Source organism: Acidianus sp. HS-5 (genome assembly GCF_021655615.1).
In the GTDB taxonomy this organism is placed as follows: Archaea; Thermoproteota; Thermoprotei_A; order Sulfolobales; family Sulfolobaceae; genus Acidianus.
Genome location: NZ_AP025245.1, coordinates 432,654 through 445,225, shown reverse-complemented (window position 1 = coordinate 445,225; position 12,572 = coordinate 432,654). Strand labels below are relative to the sequence as shown.

General features: G+C 36.5%; 9 protein-coding genes. 6 read left to right on the top strand and 3 right to left on the bottom strand.

Features of this window, described 5'->3' with window-relative positions:
• The first annotated feature begins 362 nt into the window (after positions 1–362).
• Together HS5_RS02290 and HS5_RS02285 are read left to right on the top strand one after the other, a co-directional pair.
• Positions 363–728 carry a hypothetical protein gene (locus HS5_RS02290; protein ID WP_236752465.1) on the top strand — a complete coding sequence of 122 codons (366 nt, stop codon included), beginning with the start codon at positions 363–365 and terminating at the stop codon, positions 726–728.
• 11 nt (positions 729–739) lie between these two features.
• A complete protein-coding gene (locus HS5_RS02285; protein ID WP_236752464.1) occupies positions 740–1,774 on the top strand; it encodes a hypothetical protein in 1,035 nt (344 codons plus the stop codon).
• Positions 1,775–2,175: 401 nt separating this feature from the next.
• Here HS5_RS02285 and HS5_RS02280 read toward each other — a convergent pair whose 3' ends face one another.
• Together HS5_RS02280 and HS5_RS02275 are read right to left on the bottom strand one after the other, a co-directional pair.
• A complete protein-coding gene (locus tag HS5_RS02280) occupies positions 2,176–3,384 on the bottom strand; it encodes a zinc ribbon domain-containing protein (RefSeq protein ID WP_236752463.1) in 1,209 nt (402 codons plus the stop codon).
• A 628-nt stretch (positions 3,385–4,012) separates the two neighbouring features.
• Positions 4,013–5,623, bottom strand: a complete 1,611-nt coding sequence (locus HS5_RS02275; RefSeq protein ID WP_236752461.1) for a YncE family protein — start codon at positions 5,621–5,623, stop codon at positions 4,013–4,015.
• Positions 5,624–5,948: 325 nt separating this feature from the next.
• On the opposite strand from HS5_RS02275, the gene HS5_RS02270 reads away from it, so the two are divergent.
• The 4 genes from HS5_RS02270 (at position 5,949) to HS5_RS02255 (ending at position 11,197) form a co-directional block, all read left to right on the top strand.
• Complete coding sequence (locus HS5_RS02270; protein ID WP_236752459.1) at positions 5,949–6,707, top strand: hypothetical protein; 759 nt, start codon at positions 5,949–5,951, stop codon at positions 6,705–6,707.
• Positions 6,708–7,211: 504 nt separating this feature from the next.
• The gene (locus tag HS5_RS02265) at positions 7,212–8,642 is read left to right on the top strand and encodes a YncE family protein (RefSeq protein WP_236752458.1); all 1,431 of its coding nucleotides are present in this window, start codon (positions 7,212–7,214) and stop codon (positions 8,640–8,642) included.
• Positions 8,643–8,947: 305 nt separating this feature from the next.
• Positions 8,948–9,703 carry a zinc ribbon domain-containing protein gene (locus HS5_RS02260; protein WP_236752457.1) on the top strand — a complete coding sequence of 252 codons (756 nt, stop codon included), beginning with the start codon at positions 8,948–8,950 and terminating at the stop codon, positions 9,701–9,703.
• 171 nt (positions 9,704–9,874) lie between these two features.
• Positions 9,875–11,197: a PQQ-binding-like beta-propeller repeat protein gene (locus HS5_RS02255; RefSeq protein WP_236752456.1), complete on the top strand. Its 1,323-nt coding sequence runs from the start codon at positions 9,875–9,877 to the stop codon at positions 11,195–11,197.
• A 965-nt stretch (positions 11,198–12,162) separates the two neighbouring features.
• Here the strand turns inward: HS5_RS02255 and HS5_RS02250 are convergent.
• Positions 12,163–12,465 carry a hypothetical protein gene (locus HS5_RS02250; RefSeq protein WP_236752455.1) on the bottom strand — a complete coding sequence of 101 codons (303 nt, stop codon included), beginning with the start codon at positions 12,463–12,465 and terminating at the stop codon, positions 12,163–12,165.
• Between the last annotated feature and the right edge of the window lie 107 nt (positions 12,466–12,572).

Below are 12,572 nucleotides of genomic sequence, written 5' to 3'. Positions count from 1 at the left end.
GAAAAACCTGCCGGTTAAACTGTTGTGTCGTAACATTATTTTGAGGAACTGGTCCAGAATGATTAAAAATTGTGGGGAAACTTCCTAACGCTTGAGGAAATAGTAGAAGAGCCAATAATAGGAGACTTACTAACTTGGTTCCTTTATTATATTTCGTTTTTATCACTTCTCCATTGCATAGAATTAAACAATATGAGTATAAAAGGATAATCTTTTGAAATGCTCTATTGTATAATTAGATGTTAAGCCATTGGTTCTTATTAAAAATTCTAAATCAAACGTTGATATGAAAGTAAGTTTTAGTATGCCTACCAATCCTGTATTTTAGAAAGATTTAAATAATATATTATTTCATTATTTGTATGATTAAATTAAAGAATTTTGTGAGAGAACATAATAGAGTGTTGTGTTCTTTATCTAACATATTAACCGAAGACCCAGACGTATTTGCAATATTAGAATTTGAAAATATGACTGGAAGACCAATAATTTACGATATTGGACCTGTAACTGCGTATCTTTGGAGAGTAAGAAGAAAAACGGGTTTCACAAATTACTCTCCATTAGGCCTTCAATACTTGTCTAGAACGATCATTCTTAGTAGATTTCTCGGATTACTGTCTGTAACATTAAGTTTAATAATGGGGCGTACTACCCCTCTTTTCTTATGTCCCCGTTATTCTCTTATCACTAAGATGGAAAAGCAATTTACTGATACGACTTCATGACGTGATGGAGAATGACTTCAATAAGTGAATTCGTTCTCCATGAAATAGAGAATGAAAAGAATAAAGAAACGTTAGTAGCAATAATAGAAAAAGACACAGATATCCCTGTATTTTTACCTAATTCTTTATTAAAATATATAGAATTGCCTAAAGGAGGAAGGACAGAAGTAGTTGAAGTAGAGGGATATCGTAGTGGAGGGAGAAACGTTTACGTCCCAAATAAATCCTTGGTAAGTGCAGGAATAAAAATACCACTTAATTCTAAATACGGCATAGAAATTAAAGGCGCAGGTACAAGAATAAAAGACTTACAACATTTAAGGTCAAAGGCGTTGGAAAAGCTCAAGGCTTTTACTGAAGAAGACGCAGTCATAATCCCTGATTTACTGTGGTTTGGGGATAAGCCCGTAGGCGGACAAAGTTACGAGTTTGCAAGGAACTCTGAGAGAGTTTCAGCCATATTTGATAGAACTAGTAAGGCTTATTTAATAACTAAAACGCTTGCGACAGTGAGCCATAATTACACGATAGGAGGAAAGAAAGTATTTCAAGAAATTAGGGAATTTTACCCCGGGTTTAGAGCGCAAAAAGGGTTGTACAGCGTAAGTTTCGAAGAAATCCCAGATGAAATTGTAAGACCCGGGATAAAGGATTGGTTAGTCAAATGTTTCACAAATATCGCCGAATTTTCGTATGTTTTACTCAATACTTCCGTGGGGGTAATGAAAAAGAAGTACTTTTATACACTAGGTCTAATTCCAAGCAAGGACATAGTCGTTAATGAGAATGGGGCTAAGGTAGTAGATACGGAGTCGATAATGATAACTCCAGATAAGTGGCTTTCATATGCTCAGGCAGTTAAATTTGTTAAAGATCTTGGTGTTTTTAGTTATTTACTGACTAGGAGGTTCGATAAAGATTTTGCCTCTGAACTATTAGAAGCAGTGTCAAACGCGTTTTCACTAACTAATCAAGGAAAAGGAAAGCATAAAATAATCTCGTATGTTAACCCAAGATTACCATACTTGGAAACGGAAGTGAGTTAAAAAAGCTAGTGTTTCCAAAACGCTTACACTTCTCCATTAATAAGTTACTTATAAATTGAAGTAAAGGGGTAAACTAATCAAATTGATAAAACTAATCCCCTCATTTATATTGTACTCTCTAAATAAGCCTCTTTTAACGGCGCTTTTTATTGGAGTAGATCGTAGTGCCAATGTATTTAAAATAGCACTACTTAACGCTTCTAAGTCCCGCGCCCCCTTATTGGTTGACGATACCAATTATCGTTTAAAGAAGGCATTTCCCATTATACCGAGATTTCCACTACTACCTATCGAATAAGATGACTACATGAGAACAGTCCCCCAATATTTCTACTAAGTCTATAGACTAGTGTATTTGATAAAATAATATGAAAATAATTCTATAACGTTGATCTTTCCCGTTACTTTTGCAACTCTATGACAGCGTTATCGCCCAGCAATTCCTTAAATCCAGATACAAGGAACCTGTAGTTCAAATGTTTTTTCTTTAACGTCATATTTATTTTTACTGTACCGTTAGGTGACTCTATGTTTATATAGCCATTCCTTATAGTGCCTTTAGGTTTGATAATAACTCTAGTTATCATACTCTTGTCTAGGGAAAAGTCGGGTTTTTTGGCTACATTATATGCCTCATCGTACGCCTTACGGTATTCTTCTATACTTATCGAGAGTGGGGCTCTCCCGTTTTCTGCACCAGCTAGGTAATAGCTATAGTATCGGGCATAGGCAATATCACCCATCAGCTTGTGCCATCCTCTTCCGGCAACTCTCTTGTCTGTTATTAAGATTGCATAACCTCTAATGTGTCTGTGTGCCGGCCATATATTTGGACTATGGATTATTGCATAAACCTTTTCAATTGGGCTACCGCAGTTCGGGCAGAAAGCCATGTCCGCTTTAACTGTAGCGCCGCAGTTTAGGCATACCTTGTCTGGTAAGAAATTAACAATCTTATTTTCCACATTACCAGTACCTCCCTGTATTTGTTGACTGCTACTTTGAGGAGGATTATTAACGTAAGAGATAGGTAAGTTTGTTATATAAGTCTTCTCAGACTGCCTAAAGTAGTAGGCTGATGCTACGAATGGAGCTAACGAGATAAAAAAGACTCCGCCACACTTAATCGATATTGCGTCCAATATTAGAATGGCTATACCAAGTACTAGCAGAAATGCGCCAGTCACTACTTTCCTATAAGAGCGAGTGCTGTTCACGACGAAAGGTGGCAATGAGCCCGGCATCAGTGATGAGCTTAACATCTGGGTCAAAGTGCTCAACACTCTAATGGCACCTACCCCGTTAGCATTACCCATTATTGCGGTCCCGTTAGGGTCTTCCCTTATAGTTATCTCCAATACGTTCTTTTTTCTAGTTAAATAATATACTAACGCAACCAGACCACTAATGCCAAATGTAAATGGGATAAGCACAAGTAACAAGATAAACAGAACCTTATTGTATTCCCTTCCATCCACATATCTTAGCGTATTTTCTGTTGTTTTTGACGTGTCGATTCTGTAATTATTAGTGCTAAGTAGTGGTTCTACCCTACTGATGATTTCCTGACGTGTATAGGGTACTATACCTTGCCAGGAAACCGATTTCAATACTCTAATTCACCTCATATTAATTTAAGTTTTGCCTATTTTTAAACTTATATGAAATTATTGCTTTGTGGGTCACTTCAATTTTGAGTTGTACTCTCATACAGTCATCTTATTCGATAATTTAGGGCAATATTATATCAGGAGCGAAATATACTGTATCCCCCTTAAATAAGCATCGCTCAATACCGTTATCTATTGGGAGTAAATCGTAGTGCTGATATATTTAAAACAGCACTCTTTAACATTTTCTAAATTCATGCTTTGTGGAATATTTCAATTTTTATTAAAGTTAAACTCATTAACGCGATTTAGAATTTTAAAAACTTGGAAGCTCAACGCCTAAAGAAATTGACAAAGCTGCAAATAAGGTTGCTGCTTTATGGTAACTGTTGTATTTATAATAGACGTGGATCAGATGGTTATAAACGTATATACAGCCAAAGGCGGTTAAAGAAAAACTGATTTACCTTAAACTCCCGCCTTACGTTAAGTCCTGAAAGGGTGAGGACAGGAATATAGGAGAGGATTTACTTAAAATGCCTTCTCTATGATAGGGACACTCATTGTCCTCTCTATTGTAGGCATTTCAATCATGGGTTTTCCTGCGGTACAGACTTAATTAAACTACCTAATGTCTTCTCAAGACCAGTATCATTATTACTACTAATAATAAGATTATTATCATCATAGCACCTAATAAGATGTAGGTGATAGACACACCCGTAATAGTGGTTATATTAGGTATAACAGCAGGTTGGCTTGACGACGTTGATGTCTGACTGGTTGAAGTTCTGGTGATAGGCAACGTTGAAGTGCTACTTGGAGTACTCTGCGTTGAAGTACTAGTAGATGTCTGGCCAGTAGATACTTGAGTAAAGACTATTTGCTGGATAACGTTGGAATTGCTTACAGTTATTTTACCTGATGACGGCGAAACCGTATAATCTTGGAACGGTGTGACAGTGTATTCATAAACTCCGTTTGGTTCGTTGAAAGTTATAGTGTTAGTTTTAGACGTTTCTGTAATGCCGTTTAAGGTAACTGACCACAGAGTCCCAGGAGGTAATCCTGATTCTGTGAAAGTGATCTGGTATGCCACAGACGGAACTACTGTAGATATTACGCTTATAGAACCGGATCCGCGGTCTGTGACGTATAAGTACCCGTTATTAGGATCGTAGGCTATCTGGCAGGGGTTTGACCCAACCTGTATTGTTGCTATGACGGAGTTATTCATAGGCTCAATGACAGATAACGCATTAGACCCATAGTCTGCAACATATATGTACCCATTGCTTGGATCGTACGCTACTCCATGAGGGTCAAGCCCTACTTTTATACTATCTATGACAGAGTTGTTGATAGGGTCAATAACTGACACCGTATTAGACCTAGAATTTGTAACGTACAAATATCCGTCAGTTGGGTCTTGTGCTATTGCGTAAGGACCTGAACCGACACCTATTATAGCTTTAACATATAAACCGGAAGAAAAGGAGGAACCGATAACAGTTAAGGTGTTATTTCCAAAATCTGTAACATATATGAGATTGTTGCTAGGATCATAAAATATTCCCAGCGAACATGGTATAATTCCCAAATCTGTGGTACCAGAGGTCCCAGCAGCAGGAGATAAACCAATATTAAAGATCCACGTTATGGTAGTAGTACCCTGTACTACTGACCCATAATGTGTAATAATCAAACTTCCATAGTATCCACCTAATGGAGTACCTGGTGGAATATAAGCTATCCCATACGGACCCGGTCCTACATTTATCGTACAGACGAGTTCATTTCTAAGGTAAGGATTAATAACCGTTACTGTGCAAGACTCATAATCTGTAACGTATATATATTTGACGTATGGTTCATATACCACTCCATAAGGTCCAAATCCAACTCTTATTGTGTCTAAGACTGAATTGTTAACTGGGTCAATAACAGATACGTTACAAGACGCAGAATCTGCAACGTAAAAGTATCCGTTATTTGGATCGTAGGCTATCCCTGAAGGGCCAATGCCTAAATAAGTACCGTTATAGTTGCCGTCGATGAGTACGTTATCGTAGAGTAATAAGGTATACTTAACGTAACCCGCGATAGATTGTCCATTGCTTGTGGTCGTATCAGCGTGACCTATAAATAATATTGCAGGAGTAGTTATTGATACTAAAAGGGTGACTAAGATTATTAAATTAGCTACAGCTATTTTCCTAACTTTATAATCTTCTATCATTATACTTCACTATATTTTTTAATATTTAAACGTTACGTCATTCAGTGCTTTGTGGGATAGTTCAATTTTTATCAAAGTCAGCGTAAAACTTACTTTTAATTTAACGTTTGATTTAGAATTTAAGAAAAATTAACGAGATTAACACCTAAGAAAATTGAAGAGTCCAACAAAGCCACAAAACAGTGAAACATTATAAAATATCTATCAGAAATAATTATCAACGTTAAAGACGGTAATTAGAGTCCCATTACAATATGAGTAAACAACGTACAGAAAAAATACAGTGACCAAAAAATTAAAAATAGTAGGTTACAAACTATAATTTATGGGGTATTCAAATGTCGAAGAGAACTTGAGAAAAGTTGTTGAGGTAATTGATAATTTAATTTACCGTAGCTCTTCCCTTTGTATTACTTTTTCCGATATAAAAAGGGAGACCGGGTTTCATCCCCAAGCTCTTACAAACTTATTGAAAAGAGGGAAAACGCTCGGCTTATTAGCTGAGTGTAAAGAACTAGGCCTTGGAGAATATGGTTATACCGTGTTACAAGATTATATAATTTTTCTAGAATATAACGTTATAAATGAAATAGTTAATGTTAATGATAAATGTATAATAATGAAGCATTCGCTCAGAATCAAAGAATATAATAACTCTACATTATCTTTTAAAGGAGTTATAGTCAAGCTTTTCGGAGATATAGATCTGGATAAACCATTTAAATATGATGGGAAAGAACATAAGGAGATATACTTAGAGAAAACTATCGATAATTATTACATATTCCACTTTGATACCGATGTTGAAATTAAACCGGGAGATACTTTCACTTATGAGTACGAGTTCTACCTAAAGTACTTCCCTCCCTTGGACTATTTTATTGTAGAACCATTTAGCTATACTATGCTATTTAACGCTAAGACTTACTTAACTAAAAGCGACAAAAAAGTAATAAAGTCCGTCAGACTGGAATACCTTCCAGGTGTTAAAATAGTAAAGGAAAATCAAGGAAAGACGTATCATGAAGTGGAGATTATAAAAATTCCAAGTTTTAGATCGATAAAATTCTGGTTTTCTATGTAAATTTGGCAAAATATATTTGCACTTTCTGAGGTTTAAGGGCGAGGTTCTCTGCTGAAATACGTATGTGCAATTTGAGAGATACTTGTCTTTTTCGGCAGACCAAGGATGTTCTCATGCAGACATCTTATTCTATAGTTTAGAGCGATATTATATCATGAGCGAAATATATTGTACTACCCTTAAATAAATCCCGCTTAACGACGTTCTTTATCAAGAGTAAATCATAGTACAGATAATATTTAGAACAGTACTCTTTAACTGTCCTCTAAGTCCAGAACTTCCTCATTAAATTAGTTATGGAGTAAATTATCGTTTAAAGAAGGCATTTCTAACCATACTAATAATTTCACTACAACTTATCGAATAAGATGACTGCATGAGAACACTCCCGCTAAGGGATATCTACATGGCTAATAAACTTAACTTGTGGACTTGAACTGCTCGTGGAGTAAGTGATGCTTAAATTTTCGAAACGTTTAATAACCTAAACAAAAAAGTTTACCTATGGTATTAAAAGGTTATAAAGTTGAGAAAAAATTCGTAATTAACCTCATACTCTCCCTGGCTTTATTAGTTTCAGTTATTACTCCTGTGACGTTAGTGGGTCACGGTGAGACTAACGCAACGAGCAACAACTCAAGCGCCGGCTACGTTAAATGTACCCTCTTGTTATTTAATAACACGTTGATTAAAGGTAACTATTGCGGTCCGGATTTAGGAATTGACCCGGCAGGAATAGTTTATGACCAAAGTAATGGTTACTTGTACGTCACGGATTATTGTTCTAGCTCCGTATCCGTGATAGATCCTACGAACAACTCAGTTATTTCAACAATAAAAGTAGGATATAGGCCATACGGGATAGCCTATGACCCCAATAACGGCTATTTGTACGTTACGAATTTTGGTTCTGACTCCGTATCTGTGATAAATCCTACAAACAACTCAGTAATCACCTCAATAGGAGTAGGAAGTGGTCCAAAAGGAATAACTTATGACCCCAATAACGGCTACTTATACGTCACTGATTGTGGTTCTGACTCCGTATCCGTGATAAATCCTACGAACAACTCAGTAATCACCACAATAGGAGTTGGATGTTTTCCATATGGGATAGCCTATGATCCCAGTAATGGTTACTTATACGTCACGAATTGGCTTTCTGGCTCTGTATCCGTGATAAATCCTACAAACAACTCAGTTATTTCAACAATAAAAGTAGGAAGTGGTCCAAAAGGAATAACCTATGACCCCAATAACGGCTACTTATACGTTGCGAATGTTGATTCTGGCTCTGTGTCTGTGATAGATCCTACGAACAACTCAGTAATCACTACCATACCAGTAGGATATAATCCGCATGAAATAGCCTATGATCCTAATAACGGCTATTTATATGTCACGGATTGTAGTTCTGGGTCTATAAGTATAATTGCTGCATCAAGTCAAGTGGTATATTACTCTGTCACTTTCGTCGAAAGCGGTTTACCCCAAGGTACTCCTTGGTCAGTTACTTTGGGCAGTGTTACAAAGACATCTACTACAAATACTATAGTATTTGAAGTGCCTAACGGTGTTTACACATACACCGTCACCCCCATTGAGGGTTATACTATCTCCACATCATCCGGGAAAGTGACAGTAGATAACTTAAACGTAGTTATAAACATAACGTTCACACAAATAACTACTACGACGACAACGAGTACTACTACAACTTCTAGTACTACTACACAAACTAGCACTACGACAACTTCAGTGCAACCTACTACATCAACAACGACTTCTACCACGACAACGACTTCTACCACGCCTATTACGCCCATAACTACTATATCACCTTCAAGTACACTTCTCACGACGTACATAATAATAGGTGTAGTAATAGTTGCCGCAGTAGTTGCTGTCGTAATAATACTATTTAGGAAGAGGTAAAGTCAAAACAACATTTTTCCAACTTTTTCTTTTCTGTTTAAGGAGGAAACGTTAAAAGTCAGTATGGGAATCTCTTTTTTGAGATAAATGATGACATTAGCCAAAAATGATCAAAACCATGCTTTGTGGAGTACTTCAATTTTTATCAAAATTCACGTAAAACTTACTTTTAATTCTACATATGATCTAGAATTTAAGAAAAATTTACGAGATTAACACCTAAGAAAATTGAAGAGTCCAACAAAGCATAATAAATCATAATATTTATTAAGCGATAAATATTATTTTTAGTCAGAGGTGGTAAAGTGGTTAAATATTGTCCTAGGTGCGGTTATCCTAACGTTGATGATGCTAAATTCTGCATGAGGTGTGGCTATCCTTTCCAACAACCGCCGCCAAACACACCGCCTCCTACAACTCCTCAACCGCTTTATGTCCCTCCACAACGTCCTTATACAAGGACTAAACGTAAAAGTAAGAAGAAAGTAGGAATTCCAATAGGGGCTATAATTGTAGCGATAATAGCCATATTAGCCGTAATATCGTCTCTATATAGATCTGCGGAGCTCATAACGCCTTCAGAAGCCGCGTCAGTACTGGGTGGGAGCTGGGGCGTTAATGACGACCACTCGTACTCTTTTGTGGTAAATAGTAATGGAAGTATCACCGTCAAATATTTGAGCGGAAGTACTAAAACTTATCCACTGTCTTCATGTACAGTTTGTTTACTCTCCTTGACCGAGCCACTCCCACAAAACGGGTACGTGGAATGTTTAGACGGGACTGTCAACGGTAATTCAGAAAAGATACACACTGTAGACTATGATTATTCACAGCCTTGTGTAGCCCAGGCTATCTTCTGTAGGGTTTATTTTAGGATACCACGTGGCAGTAGCATAACAAACGTCTCCAGCAGTGAGGTTATAGTCTATTCCCAGACGTGTTGTGAGACAATATCTAGCATTATAGAACTTAGCGGTAACAGCATATACGGTGTTTCAGTTATAGGGCAACAGCAGGTGGAGGCAAGTCAATTGGAAAAGCTAATCAGCTATTTATAAGATTTGAGACTGCTCTGTGATAGATTCAATTTTTATCAACGCTAACGTAAAACTTACTTTTAAGTTAGCATTGTTTTGAATTTAATGAGATTAATTCCTAAGAAAATTGATTGTCACAACAAAGCATAATCCTAAAAAATTTAAATACTATAATTGAGCATGAGATTATAGGTGATAATAATATCCTTATTTAAATATCTTATGGTTATAGCATTAATTATCTCTCCATTAGTCATGGTATTGCCTAGTTTTGCCTTCACTCAGTCCTCATTGGATATCGGTTCAGTGACCGCCTTAAGTATGTACCCTACATCCGTTAGCGGACAGTACTTAATCGCTGTTGGCGTTAATTCCAATGGACATTACTATGGCTATTTATTTTCTTGGACTTCAAGTGGTGGTCTTAAGACATTATGGAGTATAAGTGAACCTGAGGAGGTTACGTCAATAGCAGTTTCACCTAACTATGTAATTATTGGTTTAAGTGGAAATTCAGGCGGACAAGGTATTGTTAATGCCTATTCATTTAACGGTGAAAAGTTATGGAGTTACACTTTTCCTTATTCATGGGTTCGTGGTGTCGGCTGTGTTACTATATCTCCTAATCAGCAATTGGTCGCTGTTATCACAGTCGGTCTTTCAGGACAGCCATACGGCGATTTAACAGTATTTAATGCGGTGACAGGCAGTACTATTTGGAATTACACATACGGTACATCCCAATTCTTAGGCACTAAGGAAGCTATCTTTTCTCCCAATGGTAATTACATCCTCATGATTGCTGGTAACGGGTTTGCCTCAGGTGGTTACGTGATATTGTTCAATGCTTACAATGGGCAGGTAATTTGGGACATCAACAACTTAGCTGATCCGAATATGGCCTCGTTCAGTCCAGACGGTCAATATATAGTTGTCGGTTCTGCAAATTCTTATGCTTTTGGCGGTCATAATCATGCGTACCTAATAAGCATTAGCGGTAATGTATTATGGAGTTACAGTACAGGTCCTAATGCACCCAATGACGGATCTGATTGGGTATCCACAAACTATGGCGCGAGTAAGACCTACGTTGGAGGTAATGGTTACCTATACTTGATTAATAGTGATGGCTCCGTACTCCGGCAATACCCATTAGGCTTTGGCAACTCCCCAGTTGCTGAATCTGAGGACGGCAGTGTTATCGCTGTAGCTGAGCTTGGCGGTGATAAGTTATTAATCTTTAATGGCACAGAATCGCCCATAACGTATACCGTGCCGAGTAATATAAACAATATGGTAATGAGTAATGATGGATCATTGGTAGTATTAGGCACACAATCTGGAGTTACGGCTATTCAATTAACACCCACTTATCAATCGTCATCTACCTCTCAATCCAGCCAAACCGTAAGTACTTCTACATCTAGTTCATTACTTACTTACTTAATCATTGCAACGGTAATACTGCTCGTAGTAATAGCGATCCTAGTGGTCTTGTTACTAAGGAGAAGATAAGCCTTATTTTTATTAAAATTGATTTACCAAGTGTCATAGTCCATTAATGTATCTTTTGTAATTCTTAAATAAATTCAGTTTTATTTCATAATGTCACCATTAAGTTGTTTGCAAATGATTCTAATATGCTCATCCTATTCTGCAATTGAAATAAATTATTGAGTATATGTAGAAATTAATCCTCTACCCATTTACGGGACTAAGTCTTAGAGAATGAAAGGATGCGTTCTCGTGCAGTCACCCTATTCGATAAGTTGAGTGAAAATCTTGGTATGATTAGAAACTGCCTTCTTTAGTCGATAATTGGTTCGTTAACCATTTTAATATGGGACTAGGAGAATATAGTCTTTTTCATAATACTTGTAAAGGGCTTGCTTTACCTTAAGGTGTTAAAAGTGGATCATATAATGAAAGCGGTAAGATATGCCCCATGCGGATAAAATTATTTACCCTTCGCATTTACTATGAGAAAGACTATAGTTAAGTAGCGCTTTTTAAATTACGCCACTATGACTTACTCTAGATAGAGAACTAATTTAAAGAGACTCGTATAAGGAGAGTACAACATATTGTATTTCTGATATAATATTACTCTGAATTATCGAATAAGATGACTGCATGAGAACACTCCCGACAGTTATTGTGCTACCATATGGTATTACATACCTTAACTCTTTTATAGTACCTTTACCAACTCTAAAACTTCGAATATCTTTCTTATAGAATGTGTCGAACCTTGAAGTAAACATATTATTAAGTCACTCAAATAAAAATTTCATTCAAGGCTAATAAACATTTCTCTTAATAATGCTTTGTTGTGTACTTCAATTTTCTTACTCGTTAATCTAATTAATTTTTCTTAAATTCAAGATCAAACGTTTTGTTAAAAGTAAGTTTTACGTTAACTTTGATAAAAATTGAACAAACTCACAAAGTAGAAAAATAAGGAAAATTAACGTTAATTTTTATCCTTTCCACAAGCCTATTACTAGCCCTATAATGAAGGCTACTGAGTTATAGGGAAGTAACTTTATATAGGAAGAGACTTCACTCTCCGCGGTCGACGCTTGTTGGCCTAGCATTATTAGTTCGTGTTCTATTGTGGTAGGAGATATCGCGCCTATGAAGATGAGTATTATTATAATCGCTACAAGTATTATAGCGACCTGGGTTATCTTCTTTATAAGGACGCCTACCAATAATCCTAGGACGAAGGCTACAATTAACGATGCTATATCGGTTGTGGAGATTGATGGTATCGAGATCATTTAAATATAGGTTATCAACTGTCTTAATAAATAATTTTTCTTCCATTTTCACGGTGTATCATACGAAACTTAAATACGGCATTGTTTTATAACGGCAAAACTTTCTC